17 protein-coding genes are annotated in these 14,171 nt (G+C 71.7%); 8 read left to right on the forward strand and 9 right to left on the reverse strand.

The window, feature by feature from the left end:
• Positions 1 to 72: 72 nt before the first annotated feature.
• From ACVDFE_RS40380 to clpS, 4 genes are read right to left on the reverse strand one after another with little or no spacing between them, the layout of a single operon-like run.
• A complete protein-coding gene (locus tag ACVDFE_RS40380) occupies positions 73 to 372 on the reverse strand; it encodes a hypothetical protein (protein ID WP_053735882.1) in 300 nt (99 codons plus the stop codon).
• Positions 373 to 389: 17 nt separating this feature from the next.
• Positions 390 to 1,301 carry a P1 family peptidase gene (locus tag ACVDFE_RS40385; protein WP_458434113.1) on the reverse strand — a complete coding sequence of 304 codons (912 nt, stop codon included), beginning with the start codon at positions 1,299 to 1,301 and terminating at the stop codon, positions 390 to 392.
• Positions 1,298 to 1,855 (reverse strand): DUF2017 domain-containing protein, encoded by a 558-nt coding sequence (locus ACVDFE_RS40390; RefSeq protein ID WP_360398199.1) that lies wholly within the window; start codon positions 1,853 to 1,855, stop codon positions 1,298 to 1,300. Before ACVDFE_RS40390 ends, ACVDFE_RS40385 begins: the two co-directional genes overlap by 4 nt.
• Positions 1,852 to 2,151 carry an ATP-dependent Clp protease adapter ClpS gene (clpS, locus tag ACVDFE_RS40395; protein ID WP_053736042.1) on the reverse strand — a complete coding sequence of 100 codons (300 nt, stop codon included), beginning with the start codon at positions 2,149 to 2,151 and terminating at the stop codon, positions 1,852 to 1,854. Before clpS ends, ACVDFE_RS40390 begins: the two co-directional genes overlap by 4 nt.
• A gap of 79 nt (positions 2,152 to 2,230) precedes the next feature.
• Between clpS and ACVDFE_RS40400 the strand changes: the two genes are divergently transcribed.
• Positions 2,231 to 3,520, forward strand: a complete 1,290-nt coding sequence (locus tag ACVDFE_RS40400) for a nicotinate phosphoribosyltransferase (RefSeq protein ID WP_360398197.1) — start codon at positions 2,231 to 2,233, stop codon at positions 3,518 to 3,520.
• A complete protein-coding gene (locus ACVDFE_RS40405) occupies positions 3,517 to 4,056 on the forward strand; it encodes an isochorismatase family protein (RefSeq protein WP_360398195.1) in 540 nt (179 codons plus the stop codon). Before ACVDFE_RS40400 ends, ACVDFE_RS40405 begins: the two co-directional genes overlap by 4 nt.
• Before the next feature lie 13 nt (positions 4,057 to 4,069).
• On the opposite strand, the gene ACVDFE_RS40410 is transcribed toward ACVDFE_RS40405, so the two are convergent.
• The 4 genes from ACVDFE_RS40410 to ACVDFE_RS40425 form a co-directional block, all read right to left on the reverse strand.
• On the reverse strand, positions 4,070 to 4,729 hold the full coding sequence (locus ACVDFE_RS40410) for a hypothetical protein (protein ID WP_360398193.1): 660 nt from the start codon (positions 4,727 to 4,729) through the stop codon (positions 4,070 to 4,072).
• A 136-nt stretch (positions 4,730 to 4,865) separates the two neighbouring features.
• Positions 4,866 to 6,038 carry a non-hydrolyzing UDP-N-acetylglucosamine 2-epimerase gene (wecB, locus tag ACVDFE_RS40415; protein ID WP_360398191.1) on the reverse strand — a complete coding sequence of 391 codons (1,173 nt, stop codon included), beginning with the start codon at positions 6,036 to 6,038 and terminating at the stop codon, positions 4,866 to 4,868.
• Between the two features lie 69 nt (positions 6,039 to 6,107).
• The gene (locus tag ACVDFE_RS40420; RefSeq protein WP_360398189.1) at positions 6,108 to 6,305 is read right to left on the reverse strand and encodes an LPXTG cell wall anchor domain-containing protein; all 198 of its coding nucleotides are present in this window, start codon (positions 6,303 to 6,305) and stop codon (positions 6,108 to 6,110) included.
• Positions 6,306 to 6,316: 11 nt separating this feature from the next.
• Positions 6,317 to 7,081: a choice-of-anchor P family protein gene (locus tag ACVDFE_RS40425; RefSeq protein ID WP_458434115.1), complete on the reverse strand. Its 765-nt coding sequence runs from the start codon at positions 7,079 to 7,081 to the stop codon at positions 6,317 to 6,319.
• A gap of 293 nt (positions 7,082 to 7,374) precedes the next feature.
• Between ACVDFE_RS40425 and xrtP the strand changes: the two genes are divergently transcribed.
• The 6 genes from xrtP (at position 7,375) to ACVDFE_RS40455 (ending at position 13,574) form a co-directional block, all read left to right on the forward strand.
• A complete protein-coding gene (gene xrtP, locus ACVDFE_RS40430; RefSeq protein WP_458434116.1) occupies positions 7,375 to 7,893 on the forward strand; it encodes an exosortase P in 519 nt (172 codons plus the stop codon).
• A 44-nt stretch (positions 7,894 to 7,937) separates the two neighbouring features.
• A complete protein-coding gene (locus ACVDFE_RS40435; RefSeq protein ID WP_458434474.1) occupies positions 7,938 to 9,260 on the forward strand; it encodes a glycosyltransferase in 1,323 nt (440 codons plus the stop codon).
• Positions 9,261 to 9,352: 92 nt separating this feature from the next.
• Entirely contained in the window at positions 9,353 to 9,928 is a 576-nt protein-coding gene (locus ACVDFE_RS40440) for a biotin transporter BioY (protein ID WP_360398183.1), read from the forward strand.
• A gap of 10 nt (positions 9,929 to 9,938) precedes the next feature.
• On the forward strand, positions 9,939 to 10,607 hold the full coding sequence (locus ACVDFE_RS40445; RefSeq protein ID WP_360398181.1) for a hypothetical protein: 669 nt from the start codon (positions 9,939 to 9,941) through the stop codon (positions 10,605 to 10,607).
• Between the two features lie 50 nt (positions 10,608 to 10,657).
• Positions 10,658 to 11,464 carry a TIGR04222 domain-containing membrane protein gene (locus tag ACVDFE_RS40450; RefSeq protein ID WP_458434118.1) on the forward strand — a complete coding sequence of 269 codons (807 nt, stop codon included), beginning with the start codon at positions 10,658 to 10,660 and terminating at the stop codon, positions 11,462 to 11,464.
• A 100-nt stretch (positions 11,465 to 11,564) separates the two neighbouring features.
• A complete protein-coding gene (locus ACVDFE_RS40455; RefSeq protein WP_360398177.1) occupies positions 11,565 to 13,574 on the forward strand; it encodes an ATP-dependent DNA helicase in 2,010 nt (669 codons plus the stop codon).
• Here the strand turns inward: ACVDFE_RS40455 and ACVDFE_RS40460 are convergent.
• The gene (locus ACVDFE_RS40460; protein ID WP_458434120.1) at positions 13,531 to 14,139 is read right to left on the reverse strand and encodes a hypothetical protein; all 609 of its coding nucleotides are present in this window, start codon (positions 14,137 to 14,139) and stop codon (positions 13,531 to 13,533) included. The genes ACVDFE_RS40455 and ACVDFE_RS40460 overlap by 44 nt on opposite strands.
• Between the last annotated feature and the right edge of the window lie 32 nt (positions 14,140 to 14,171).

Here is a 14,171-nt window from a genome sequence, read left to right on the forward strand (position 1 = left end):
AAGTTGTCTCGGTATGCGAGATAACACCTCCCGCACCTGGCCTTGCCTGCGCAGATGCGGGCTCCGGGACGGTCACCGCCGCCGGCTGAGCACCACCACGAGGTAGAGCGCCAGCAACGCCACACCGCGCCGCCGCTGCCCCTGGTCCAGGGTGCGCCATGCGGCCAGCTCCGCCCACGCGGCGAGCGGGGTGGTGAGCACGCCCAGCTTCATCAGCACCTTCCCGACCCCCGGCGGGACCAGGAAGGACGCCACGAAGAGCCCGGCGGGCGCGACCGCCACCAGCTCCCTCCCGGGCACCTCGCGGCCCGCCACGGAGGGCGGTACGAGCTCGGACACGACACCGGCTGCCTGATCGATCACATCGGCCATGCCGGCGGGTTACCCACTCAGAGGTCGCGGAACGCCTGCACGCCGTTCGCGGTCGTCGCCTCGCGCGCACCGGACACCACGGCCTCGGCGAACGCGTCCGCGGCGGCCGTGCAGAGCGCGTCCAAGGCGAACGCGCGCGGTTCCGCGAGCGGGCGGGCGCCGGTGGCCAGTGCGAACACCGTGTCACCGTCGAACATGGAGTGCGCGGGGCGCACCGCCCGCGCGAGCCCGTCCTGGGCGACCATCGCGAGGCGCTGGCACTCCGCTTTGGACAGTTCCGCGTCGACGGCGACCACGCCGATCGTGGTGTTCAGCCCGTCCGGTTTGCGCTGCGGCAGCACCACCGGTGACGTGCCGAGTGACGGCAGCCACGGCAGGCCCGTCGCGCGGTCCACGACCTCACCGGCCGCGTTGACCACGGCGAGCGCCCCGATGTGGTGGTCACCGACCCGGCCGGTGAACGCGCCGATGCCGCCCTTGAGCGACCCGACCCGCGCACCGGCACCCGCGCCGACGCAGCCCAGGGCGAACTCCGCGGCGGCAGCGGCACAGGCTTCGTAGCCGAACGAGGCGTCCGGCCGGTTGCCCCACTCGGACATCGGCAGGTCGAAGATCACCGCACCGGGCACGATCGGCACCACGTGGTGCGGCTGCGCGCCGACCTGGAAGCCGATCGAGCGTTCGGAGAGCCAGCGCATCACGCCGTCCGCCGCCGCGAGCCCGTACGCCGACCCGCCGGACAGGCAGATCGCGTGCACCTGCTGCACCAGGTTCGCCGGGTCCAGCAGGTCGGTCTCGCGGGTGCCCGGGGCGCCGCCGCGGCCGTCGACCGCGCCCACCGCGCCGGCGGGCACCAGCACGACCGTCGTGCCGGTGTTCCAGCCGGGTTCGACGCGGTGGTGGTGCCCGACCAGCACGCCGGGGATCACGCCAGCATCGCCTCGACCAGCGTCTCCTGCACCCAGGTGAGCCAGTGGTAGACGCCCAGGTGCGGCGAGCGCGGGTCCTCCGGGGGCAGCTCGTCCGGCATGTCCTCCTGGACGTCCAGCGCCGTCCCGAGGGCCAGACGCACGTCGTTGAGCGACGCGAGCCAGGCCTCCGCCTCACCGATCGTCAGCCTGATCTCCCCGCCGTCGGGAGAGCAGGTCCGCAGCACGGTCTCGGCGGCACCGGTCTTCTGGTCCAGCAGCTCCGGCTCGTGCAACGACCGCAGAGCCGCCGCGGAGTCCACCTCCGCGGGGTCGGGCGCGTCGTCGTCGAGCCGGTGGAAGTCCGGCAGCAACCGGCCCAGGATCGGGTCGTCGGGTGCCTGCGAGGGTCCGGTCCTGATCCCGGTCAGCTCGGCGAGCTCGTCCTGGGGCGCTTCCTCGGCGCGGGCCATCAGCATGTCCTGGATCTGGCTGACCAGACCCCGCACGACCGCCGCCTCCTGGCGGTCGAGCCTGCCGACGACGACGTCACCGTCGCGGATCCACCGCTTCACGAGGCCCGCTGCATGGTCGCCCAGAGCCCTGCCGCGTGGAGCTTCGCCACGTCGGCCTCCACCTTGTCCTTGGTGCCCGATGTCACGATCGCCTTGCCCTTGTGGTGCACGTCGAGCATCAGCTTGGTCGCTTTGTCCCTGCTGAACCCGAACAGCTTCTGGAAGACGTACGTCACGTACGACATGAGGTTGACCGGGTCGTTCCAGACCACGGTCTGCCATGGCCGGTCCTCGGCTGCGATCTCCGCGCCAATGGGCTCGGCATGCGTCCGTTCCTGTTCGACGGGCGTGGTCATACCGCCAATGGTGTCATGTTCGCCGCAGTCGCGGAGACGGCATGCGGCTAAACCGGATGCGACCTTAGGGTGGGTGACCATGAACTCCACGGCCTTGCTGACCGACCACTACGAGCTGACGATGCTCGCGGCCGCGCTGCGTGACGGCACCGGTGACCGTCCGTGCGTGTTCGAGGTGTTCGCGCGCAGGCTCCCGGACGGCCGCCGCTACGGCGTGGTCGCGGGGGTGAACCGGCTGCTCGACGCCATCGAGGACTTCCGCTTCGGCGAGGAGGAGATCGACCAGCTGCGCCGCAACGCCGTGGTCGACGACGCCACGCTGGAGTGGCTCGCGAACTACCGGTTCTCCGGTGAGGTCGACGGCTACCCGGAGGGCGAGCTCTACTTCCCCGGCTCCCCGGTGCTGACCGTGCGCGCCTCGTTCGCCGAGGGCGTGGTGCTGGAGACGCTGGCGCTGTCGATCCTCAACCACGACAGCGCCATCGCCTCGGCCGCCGCCCGCATGGTCACCGCCGCGAACGGCCGGCACATGATCGAGATGGGCTCCCGCCGCACGCACGAGGAAGCCGCCGTGGCATGTGCCCGCGCGGCCTACCTGGCGGGCTTCCACGCGACCTCCAACCTGGAGGCGGGCCGCAGGCACGGCATCCCGACGGCCGGCACGTGCGCGCACGCGTTCACGTTGCTGCACGACACCGAGGAAGAGGCGTTCCGCAGCCAGGTCGAGGCGCTGGGCGTCGGCACGACGCTGCTGGTCGACACCTACGACATCACCGAGGGCATCAAGACGGCCGTGGCCGTCGCGGGCCCCGAGCTGGGCGCGATCCGGATCGACTCCGGTGACCTCGGCGTGATGGCCAGGCAGGCGCGCGACCAGCTCGACGCGCTGGGTGCGAAGAACACCCGGATCGTCGTGTCCAGCGACCTCGACGAGTACGCCATCGCCGCCCTGCGCGCGGAGCCCGTGGACGCCTACGGCGTGGGCACCTCGGTCGTGACCGGGTCCGGCGCGCCGACCGCGGGCATGGTCTACAAGCTCGTCGAGGTCGACGGGCGGCACGTGGAGAAGCGCAGCACGTCGAAGCAGTCGCGCGGCGGCTGGAAGAAGGCGCTGCGCCGGCACAAGGACACCGGCACGGCGCTGGAGGAGGTCGTGTTCCAGGCCACCGCGGAACCCGAGCTGGGCCCGCACGACCGGCTCGTGCAGGTCCCGCTGATGCGGGCGGGCAAGCTCGCCGACGGCGTCCCCGGGCTGGAGCAGAACCGCGAACGCCTGCGGGCCGCGCTGGTCAGCGTGCCGTGGGAGGGCCTGAAGCTCTCGCGCGGCGAGCCCGCGATCCCGACGGTCTACCTGGAGGAGTCGAAGTGACCAAGGCACTGATCGTCGTCGACGTGCAGAACGACTTCTGCGAGGGCGGGTCCCTCGCGGTCGCCGGTGGCGCGGCCGTGGCGGAGGCCATCTCGCGGCACATCGCGGCCTCGTCCTACGACCACGTCGTGGCGACCCGCGACTACCACGTGGACCCCGGTGAGCACTTCAGCGAGACGCCGGACTTCGTCGACAGCTGGCCGGTGCACTGCGTGGCCGGCACGGCCGGTGCGTCGTTCCACCCCGAGCTCGACGTCGCCGGGATCGAGCAGGTGTTCTCGAAGGGCCGGTTCGCCGCGGCGTACTCCGGGTTCGAGGCGGAGAACGACCTCGCGGGCTGGCTCACCGCCAAGGGCGTGACCGAGGTGGACGTCGTGGGCATCGCGACGGACCACTGCGTGCGGGCCACGGCGCTCGACGCGCACCGCAACGGGTTCCGCACGACGGTGCTGGCCGGGCTGACCGCGGCCGTGGCGCAGAACACCCGCGACGCCGCTCTGGACGAGCTGCGCGCCGCGGGTGTCGTGGTGTCCTGAGCTGCCCCGACCGCTACGGGGTGGGCGAGCAGGCCGCCGTGCCGAGGGTGATGCTGCCCGTGTAGCCGGACGACGGCTCGAACGTGATCCGCAGCAGGGTCGTGCTGAGGCTGCCGTCGTTCGGCTCCGGGAACGCGGTGTCGGTGAACTTCGCCTTGGCCAGCACGGTTCCGGTGCTGGACTTGACGTCGTGGACGTACCCGGCGGGGATCTGCGCGGGCAGCCCCGGCCAGCCGGACAGGCCCTTGAGCCCCCAGGCCGCCTGCGTGCCCTCCGCGTCGGCGGAGCAGGTGATCGTCCACTCGGCGATCTTGAGCCGCGGGCCCTTCTGCGCCATCAGCGCCGACAGCTCGAAGGCGGTGCCCTTGGCCGTCGACGTCGTCGTGGTGGTGAACTCCGCCTCGTTGACCACGGTGGTCGTGCAGGTGGAGGACGTCGCACCGATCTTGAGCCCGGTCCCGCTCACCGCGGGGCTCGCCCCGGTGACCGTGCCCGCCTGCTCCGGGTTCACGTCGCACACGGCGAGCGGGCCGACCACGACCGTCTGGCCGCCCTGCTGCGCGAAGTCCGCGGACCCGGACGACGCGCGGCCGGGCGGGTTCGCCGCCAGCGCGGGCGCGGCCGTGGCGAAGGTCAACGCGACCACGACACCGGCGATCACACTCTTGCGCACTTCGGTCCCCTAGGGCTCGGTCATGTTCGGTTCCTGACCCCGATCCTCTCCGCGTCGCACGGCTGAGCCGACAGTTCGCCCCGTACATCACCCGTTCGTGGAAGCCGGACCAACCGACCTGGTGACGCACGAGCTGCTAATACACGCCCGCGAGGGTGGCGAACGGCTCCCGGCGCGGCAGTGCGGTCGGCAGGCCGGCCAGCCGCTCGATCGCCGCGCAGACCCGGACGGCGGCACGCCCGTCGCCGAAGGGGTTGCGCCCTGGGGGGAGCCGCAACCGGGAGCCGAGCACCCAGCCCGCCTCGGCGAGGATGCGGGTGGTGTCGGTGCCGACGAGCCAGGCGCACCCGGCGTCGACGGCCAGCACGCGTTCGGTCGTCTCGCGCAGCACCAGCACGGGCACGCCGAACGACGGCGCCTCCTCCTGGAGTCCGCCGGAGTCGGTGAGCACCAGTGCGGCGCGCTTGAGCACCCGCACCAGGTCCGGGTAGTCGAGCGGGCCGGTGATGACGACCCGCTCGTGCCCGCCGAGCAGGGAGACGACCTGTTCGCGCACACCGGGGTTCGGGTGCGCGGGGACCAGCACGTGCAGGTCGGGGTGGCGGTCGGCGAGGGACCGCACGGCGTTGAGCACGCGCATCAACGGCCGGCCCCACGACTCGCGCCGGTGCACGGTGAGCAGCAGCAGCCGGCCGCCGGTGGCGTCCAGGCCGCGTTCCAGCGCGGCGAGGTCGGCGCTGCGGGCAGGGAGGTCGAGGGCGGCGACCCGCTGCACGGCGTCCACGACCGTGTTGCCGGTGACCACGACGTGGCTGTCCGGCAAGGACTCCGCGTGGAGGGCGTTGGCCGCGTCGTCGGTCGGCGCCAGGTGCAGCGAGGTGACGCGGGAGATCATCTGCCGGTTCCCCTCCTCGGGGAACGGGCCGTACAGGTCGCCGGTGCGCAGACCGGCCTCCAGGTGCGCCACGGGGATGCCGCGCCAGTACGAGGCGAGCGCCGCGGCGAGGGCGGTGGTCGTGTCGCCCTGCACCAGCGTGACCGCCGGGTCGCGGCCGGCCAGCACGGCGTCGAACTCGGGCAGCAGCCGGGAGACCAGCTCGGCCTGGGTGCCGCTGGTCCTGGGCACGTCCAGGCGCAGGTCGGGGACGAGGTCGAACGCGCTGAGGGCCTGCTCGACCATGCCGGAGTGCTGTCCGCTGTGGACGATCGTGGGGCGGAGGCCGGGGTGCCCCCTCAACGCGATCGCGACGGGGGCGATCTTCACGGCTTCCGGGCGGGTGCCCGCGACCAGCAGAACTTCCTTGCTCACACCGTTGTCCTCTCGGGGGAGGCGGGCCGGTCCGCCCGGGTGCGGGGGCATCCCCGGGCGGACCGGTGATCAGCCCGCTCGATTCGGTCTGGTTGTGGCCGGGACGGGGACCGCGCGCCGCTTCCTGCGCGCCGAGCGCAGGAGGAACGCGCCCGCGACGAGCAGCACGACTCCCGCGGCGATCCACCACGTCACGTCCGCGCCGGTGACCGCGAGGGCACCGACACCCGTGCCGACGCCCACGCCGGTTCCGGGGACCTTGTACATCGGCCGCTCTCCTAGACCGCGGTGAGCGACGCGCGCCTGCGCAGCGCCACGAACGCGACCGGGACGGCGACGACACCGAGCAGGCCGAGGCCGATCCACAGGCCGGCGCCCGACGCCATCGGGATGGGCAGGCCGGCGGGGCCGCAGGTGGCGGACGAGATGATCACGTCACCGGTGCCGATCGAGCCGAGCACGCCCTGCAGCAGCCTGATGTGGATCGCGTTGACCGTGAGGCTGCCGTCGGCGTTCTTCAGCTGCTCGTTGAAGACCACCTCGGCGACCTTGACCCCGGCGAGCGCGACGTCGAGCACGGTGTTCGGCGCCGGGTCGGCGTTGACCTGGCCGAGCTCGCCCAGGTCGACGCCCGTGAGCTTCGCCTTGCCGGCCAGGCCCTTCTGGGTGGCCGCGCACTCCGCCTCCACCAGCTCGGCGGAGACCTTGCCGGTGACCCCGGACAGCAGGTCGACCCGGACGTCCGCGGTGCTCGCCCGCGAGGACACGCCGCCGGACCTCTCGTCGCGCGACGCGGAAGCGTTGATCACACCGGTCTTGAGGATGCCGGTGAGGTCGACGCCCAGGAACGTGTTCTGCGTCGGCCCGTTCGCGCTGGCGGCGGCGAACGGCTCGGCGTTGACCGCCGGGCTGCCGAGCAGGGTCACGGTGAGCTTCGCGCCGTGGGCCGAGGCGTCCCCCGGAGCGGCCGAAGCGGGTGCGGCACCGGCCAGAAGTGCTGCGATGGCAGCAACTCCGGCCAGTCCCGTCAGTCGGAAACGCATGAAACTCCCTCCGTCATTCCTCCGGCCCCAGGGCGCGTTCGAACCAAGCTGGTTCACGCTTTCCGGGGGCAGTTACCGGCATCGGCGTTATTCCGGGGGAACTGAGGGTTACTCCCCGTATCGGGCGACATGATCACTCGACTCGCCCAGTCGGTGCCACGGATCGTGGGACTTTTGATCAATTTCCGGTCACGGCATCACTCGATCCGGGGATGAGGGCTGACGTTCCGTCAACCGATGGAAGGTCAAGTAGCCCGTCTGGGCGCTCCCTCATCGGTGGAAAGGATTCTCGGGTGACGCTTGCCCTGCGCCGCGCCGCATTCCCGAGCCGGGTGACGGTGGTCGTCCTGCTCGCACTCGCCGCCGGACTCGTGTTCGCGCACCGCCTCTACCGCACGGTGGAGATCTCGCTGTCCGGTGCGGTGCTGAGCGCCGTCAGCTCCTACGGCGTGGAGGTCGTCGCCGACCGCCAGACCGTCTACTTCGGACTGGGCTCGGACACGCCGCTGGGCCTGCGCATGACGCCCGAGTGCACGTCGGCGTTCCTGGTGCTGCCGCTGGTGGTCGTGGGCGCGGTGATGATCGCGCTGCGGCCGCGGGTCCAGTCGCGCGTGCTGGTCGCGCTGGGCGTGGCCGCGCTGGCGGTCGTGGTGGTCAACCAGTTCCGGGTGCTCACGCTGGTGGGGCTGGTGGACTGGCTGGGCGTGGACACCGGCTACTACTGGGGGCACACGCTGCTGGGGTCGATGGTGAGCGTGTTCGGTGGCGCGGCGGCACTCGTCGCATTCGTGTGGCTGGCGACGCGGAAGTGAGTCTCGACCTCGTCCTCGGGTTCACGCAGGCGCTCGCCCTGACCATGAGCGTCGCCTTCGTGACGTACGTGTTCGTGATCGTGGTGCCGTACCTGCGGCGCAAGCCCGCGCCCGTCGGTGAGCCGTCGTCGTTGGAGTGGCACTTCTTCGTGCCGTGCCGTGACGAAGAGGCCGTCATCGGTGACACGATCCGCTATCTGCGCGGGACGTTCCCCATCGCGCACGTGTGGGTCATCGACGACGACTCCGACGACCGCACCGCGGGAGTCGTGCGCGCGTTGAAGCGCAACGGTGGCGTTCGCGACCCGAACATCCATCTCGTGCAACGCCAACGCCCGTACGCGCGCACCGGCAAGGGCAACGCGTTGAACGACGCCTACCGCACGGTGAAGCTGTGGATGGGCCGGCGCGCGGACACCGAGAGCGCGATCATCGTCGTGGTCGACGCGGACGGCCGGCCGGCACCGAACTTCCTGGAGGTGTGCGCGGCCCAGCACCTCTTCGGCAACCCGCGGATCGGCGCGGTGCAGGTGGACGTGCGGATGATCAACGTGGGCCAGCGCCAGCCGGGGGTGTCGCGGTGGCGGCGCGCGTTCGGCGCCGGGCTGGTGCGCATGCAGGACCTGGAGTTCCGCACGGCCATCGCGGCGATCCAGCTCTCGCGCGGCGCGACCGGCACGATCTCCATGGGCGGCAACGGACAGGCCACGCGACTGTCCGCTTTGGACTCGATCGCCGGACCGGCGGGCAGCCCGTGGCGCGGGTCGCTGCTGGAGGACTTCGAGCTCGGCGTGCACCTGCTGACCGAGGGCTGGCACACCGGGTTCACGCTCGACACGCACGTGAACCAGGAGGCGCTGTACTCGTTGCGCCGGTTCCTCGCGCAACGCACCCGGTGGGGTCAGGGGACGATGCAGTGCACGCGCTACCTGCGGCGCATCTGGGACTCCGACCACCTGACCACGCTGGGCGCTGCCGAGATGACGTACTACCTCGCCCAGCCGTGGATGCAGCTGCTCGGCACGCTGATCTACCCGATCCCGGTGGCGCTCATGGCCTACCGGTTCGCCGTGTCGCCGTCGGAGGTCGTGTTCTGGTTCTTCGACGGCGCGTGGGTCCTGTTCACCGTGTACGGCGCGTTCGGGCTGTTGCCGTTCGTGCTGTGGGGACCGGTGTACCGCGCGCGTTGCGAGCCCGTGGGTTTCTGGAGGTCCATCGGGTACGGGTTCGGTTACGCGTTGTACATCTACACCTTCTACATCACGTCGTGGCGCGCGGTGGTCAGGCTGGCCCGAGGCCACAACGGATGGGCGAAGACCAGGCGCAACACCGAACGCGTGGGCGGCAAGGTCGCACTCGATGTGTGACCGGTCACTTTGTGCAGATCAGACAAAGACGTTCTCGAGTTCCCCTGGTTAATCTCAGGCCCTCTTGCCATTCCGCCTGGGAGGGAACGCTCGTGGCCGCTCTCGCACTCGCGCCCCGTCGCACCGTGCTCGCCGACTTCGTCCCGGGCGCACTCGCCCGCGACCTCACCCTCGTGGTGGCCGGTGCCGCCCTCACCGGTCTCGCCGCGCAGGTGGCGCTGCCGATCCCGGGCAGCCCGGTGCCGCTGACCGGTCAGACGTTCGCCGCGCTGCTGGTCGGTGCCGCGCTGGGCTGGCAGCGCGGCGCGATCTCGATGCTGCTGTACCTGATCGCCGGTGTCGCCGGTGTGCCGTGGTTCCAGGGCGGTTCGTCCGGCGTCCCGGTGTCGCTGGGCTACGTGGTGGGCTTCGTGTTCGCCGGTGCCCTGGTCGGCGCGCTCGCCGCCCGCGGTGGTGACCGCACGCCGGTGCGCACGGCCGGCACGATGGTGCTGGGCAACCTCGCGATCTACGCGGTCGGCGTGCCGTGGCTGATGGCGATGACCGGCATGGGCTTCGTGAAGGCGCTGTCGGTGGGCGTGCTGCCGTTCCTGCTCGGTGACCTGCTGAAGGTCGCACTGGCCGCCGGTCTGCTGCCGGGCGCCTGGGCCCTCGTCCGCCGCCGGTAGCGTGGACCGGGTGGTGACGCCCGGGGAGTACCTGGACCTGCTGGATGCGCGCCTGCCCGGTCTTGTGGCAGGCGCGCATCTTCACGGCTCGCGCGTGCTGGACGACGTGGTGTTCGACTCCGATCTGGACGTCGTCGTCGAGCTCGCCGCTGCTGCTGATGTGCCCGCCGTGGACGGTGTGGACGTTTCCGTGGTGATGGCGGGCGACCTCTCTCGTCCCGTTTCTTCGGTGACGCCTCTTTTCGGCGAAGTCACGCCCGTGCTGTGGCAACAGTTGCGGACCGTCGGTCAGACCGTGCGCGGCACACGGCCCGCATGCCCGGTCACTGCTGCTGAGGTGGCGGCGTACTGCCGTGCGAACCTCGTGTCGTACTGGAAGCCTCAGCTCGACGCCGGTCGTGCCGCGCTGAGGACCGTCGACCAGCGCATCCCGGTGTTCCGCGAGGCCGTGCTGTGGGTCGGTCTGGGTCCCGCGCGCCTGTGGCACACCATCCGCACGGGTGAGATCGTCAGCAAGTCCCGCGCCGGCGTCCTGGCCGCCGAGCAGTGGCCCGACCTCGGCCCGTTGCTCCTGGACCTGGTCGAGGCTCGCCGGGACGCCGCCGTCGTGCTGACGCCGGACCACCTCGCGGCGGCACTCGGCCTGGGTGACCGCGTCCTCGCCGACGTGACCGCCTGACCTCGTTCGGTGACCGGCGTAACACCGTGCCCCGGCCCGTCGAGAACTCCGTGACGTCCCCTGCTCACGGAGATCCCCCAGTGCAGACCACCCCCGAGGAACTCGCCTGCCTCGCCGGCGGCCCCCGCCGCGCCGCCGAGGTCGCCGTCGCCCGCCTCGCCGACGCGGGCCAGCTGCGCCTGTCCCGTGAAGGCTTCGCCACGGCCACCTCCCGCCACGGCGCCGCCACCCCGCTGGAGGCCCGCGTCCTCGGCGAGCTCCGCCGCTCCGGCCGCTACCTGCCGGACCTGCTGTCCGCGGTGGCCGAGAGCCAGGAGGCCGCAGGCCTGCGCGCCCACCTGGTGGACCGCGGTCTGCTGCGCGCCCGCCGTTCCCTGCGCCCGCGCCTGTACCCGTGGCTGTTCCTGCTGGGCTTCGCCCTGATCGGTGCGGGCGTCGTGTCGTTCGTGGCACCGGACGTGCTGTCGTTCGTGCCGGTGACCGTGCCGGGCTGGGCGTACTTCCCCGCGGCGGTGGCCCTGATCGCGCTGGCCGCCGTGCTCGGTGCCCGTGACCCCGGCCGCCTGCGCACACGGGCGGCGATGCGGATCGTGCGCCGCGCCGAAGCCCAGGTGTCGTCCGCGCGCAGTCCCGAACGCCACACCCCGCACTACCGCCTGCGCGCGGTCGCCGTGGCCGGTCTGGGCGGGCAGGCGGCGTTGTTCGGGCTCACCCCGGCCGTGGTGGGTGCGCGGACCAAGTCGTCGGACGGCGGCAGCAGCTGCGGCGGCGGTTGCTCGTCGAGCAGTTGCAGCAGCAGCAGCAGCGACGGCGGCAGCAGCTGCGGCGGCGGTTGCGGCGGCGGAGGCGGCGACTGACCCAGTCGGTAGTGGAAAAGTGCCTGTTGATGTTGAGTTGGCGGTACTCGCAGATGCGGGTGGAGCAGGAGTGTCAGGGGTGGCGGGTACGGTCTTCCCCGTGCCTGAAGTTCCCCCCACCCTGAGCCTGCTGGAAACCGCCGTCCACGCCGTCGGCGGCGCCGAGCGCCCCGGTCAGGTGGAGATGGCCGAGGCCGTCGACCGCTCCATCCGCACCGGTGAGCACCTGGCCGTGCAGGCGGGGACCGGCACCGGCAAGTCGCTCGCCTACCTGGTGCCGAGCATCCGGCACGCGGTCGCCGAGAGCGAGACCGTGGTGGTGTCGACGGCCACGATCGCGTTGCAGCGGCAGCTGGTGGACCGGGACCTGCCGCGGCTCGCGAAGGCGTTGAAGAAGGAGCTGGGGCGCGAGCCCACGTACGCCATCCTCAAGGGGCGGCGGAACTACCTGTGCATGCACCGGGTGCACAACGGCGCGCCGGAGGAGCCGGAGGACGCGCTGTTCGACCCGTTCGCCGTGTCGAAGCTCGGGCGTGAGGTGAAGCGGCTGCACGAGTGGTCGTCGGACACCGAGACGGGCGACCGGGACGAGCTGGTGCCCGGTGTCAGCGAGCACGCGTGGCGGCAGGTGAGCGTCACGGCCAGGGAGTGCCTCGGGGTGTCGAAGTGCCCGATCGGGTCCGACTGCTTCGCCGAACGGGCACGGGCGCAGGCCGGCAAGGCCGATGTCGTGGTCACGAACCACGCGATGCTCGCCATCGACGCCCTTGAGGGCTACCAGGTGCTGCCGGAGCACGACGTGGTGGTGATCGACGAGGCGCACGACCTGGTCGACCGGGTCACGTCGGTGGCCACGGAGGAGCTCACCGGGGCGTCGATCTCGATCGCGGCACGGCGCTGCGGGCGGCTGATCGACCAGGACGTCGCCGACCGGCTGGCGGAGGCGAGCGACGGGCTCGCGATGATCCTGGAGGACCTGCCCGCCGGCCGGCTGGACGAGCTGCCGCGGGCCTTGGCCGGTGCGCTGGCGGCGACCAGGGACGCGGCGCACATGTGCATGTCGTCGCTCGGGCCGGAGCGCAAGGAGGACGTGGACGGCGCCACGGACCGCAAGCTCGCGATGTCGTTGCTGGAGGAGGTCCACGACTGCGCGGTGCGCATCCTCGACGCGTTCGGCGAGGAGCGCGACGTGGTGTGGGTGTCGGGCGACTTCAACCAGAAGACGCCGGCGTTGCGCGTCGCCCCGCTCGGGGTCGGCGGGCTGTTGCGGGAGCGGTTGTTCGGCAAGCGCACCACGGTTCTCACGTCGGCGACGCTCACGCTGGGCGGCGCGTTCGACGCGATGGCGCGGCAGTGGGGGCTGCCGCCGTCGGAGCAGGTCCGCAAGATCGAGGGTGCGGCCACCGACAAGGAGGTCAGGGACGTCGACGGTCCGAAGTGGAGCGGTCTCGACGTCGGGTCGCCGTTCGAGCACCGGTCGAGCGGCATCCTCTACGTGGCACGGCACCTGCCGCAGCCGGGGCGGGACGGGCTGCCGAAGGAGTACCTCGACGAGATCGAGGGGCTGGTGAACGCCGCCGGCGGTCGCGCGCTGGGGCTGTTCTCCTCGACGCGGGCGGCCAAGGCGGCTGCGGAGGCGTTGCGGGACAAGATCGAGTACCCGATCCTCTGCCAGGGCGACGACGCGACCGGCCTGCTGGTGAAGAAGTTCGCAGAGGACGAGCGCACGTGCCTGTTCGGCACGCTGTCGCTGTGGCAGGGCGTGGACGTGCCGGGGCCGAGCCTGCAGCTGGTGATCATGGACCGCATCCCGTTCCCGCGCCCGGACGACCCGCTGGCCTCCGCACGCCAGAAAGCCGTCAACTCCCGTGGAGGCAACGGCTTCCTGACGGTCGCGGCGACGCACGCGGCCCTGCTGCTCGCCCAGGGCGCCGGCCGCCTGCTGCGGTCGATGTCGGACAAGGGCGTGGTCGCGATCCTCGACCCGCGCCTCGCCACCGCCCGTTACGGCGGCTTCCTGCGCGCCTCGCTGCCTCCGTTCTGGACGACCTACGACCCGGACGTGGTCAGGGCCGCTCTCCAGCGCCTGGACGCGGCGCAGACCCGGTGACGCGCTCGACCAGCTCGTCGCGGTAGGCCTCCGCCGCCGCCCGTTCCGGATCGTCGGCGGAGGCCCGCTTCAGCGCACCCTCCAGGATCTTCAACGCCTGGCGCTCATCTCCGCGCGCGTCCCCCTGGCGTGCGGCGTTCTCCATCGCCCTGGCCAGCGCGGTCCGTGCCTCGGGTGCGGTGCCGGGCGTGCTGATCCGGATCCAGTTGCCGCCGGGGTCGACGACGGCGAACCCGGTGTACCGGTCGTTGCGCAGCCGGGGCCGGGTCATCCGCGGGATGCCGGAGATGAGCAGTTTTCCGTGCACGGCACGCATTCCCGCCGCGAACGCTTCGAACAACTCGTTGATGTCCGGCACGATGACCACGCACGTGCTGTACGACTGCTCCGGGTCGTAGCCGTCCATGCCGAAGAAGTGCAGGTTGATGTCTTCGCGCCGCAACGCCACATAGGGGTTCGGCTTCGTCTGCCGGTACGTGATCTCGAACCCGAGCATCTCGTAGAACGGCGCGATCTCGTCGATAGAGGGACAGGGCAGAAGTGGAATCGTCAGTTCGTTCGCCACCGCCCGAAGCTAAGCCCGGTCCCGCCGAAACG

It is taken from the genome of Lentzea chajnantorensis (assembly GCF_054300775.1).

What these genes read in the sequence shown, in the direction of transcription:
- ACVDFE_RS40380 (WP_053735882.1), bottom strand. Translation starts at nt 372, where the DNA reads ATGGCCGATGTGATCGATCAGGCAGCCGGTGTCGTGTCCGAGCTCGTA.
- clpS (WP_053736042.1), bottom strand. Translation starts at nt 2,151, where the DNA reads ATGACCACGCCCGTCGAACAGGAACGGACGCATGCCGAGCCCATTGGC.
- ACVDFE_RS40400 (WP_360398197.1), top strand. Translation starts at nt 2,231, where the DNA reads ATGAACTCCACGGCCTTGCTGACCGACCACTACGAGCTGACGATGCTC.
- ACVDFE_RS40420 (WP_360398189.1), bottom strand. Translation starts at nt 6,305, where the DNA reads ATGTACAAGGTCCCCGGAACCGGCGTGGGCGTCGGCACGGGTGTCGGT.
- ACVDFE_RS40425 (WP_458434115.1), bottom strand. Translation starts at nt 7,081, where the DNA reads ATGCGTTTCCGACTGACGGGACTGGCCGGAGTTGCTGCCATCGCAGCA.
- ACVDFE_RS40435 (WP_458434474.1), top strand. Translation starts at nt 7,938, where the DNA reads ATGAGCGTCGCCTTCGTGACGTACGTGTTCGTGATCGTGGTGCCGTAC.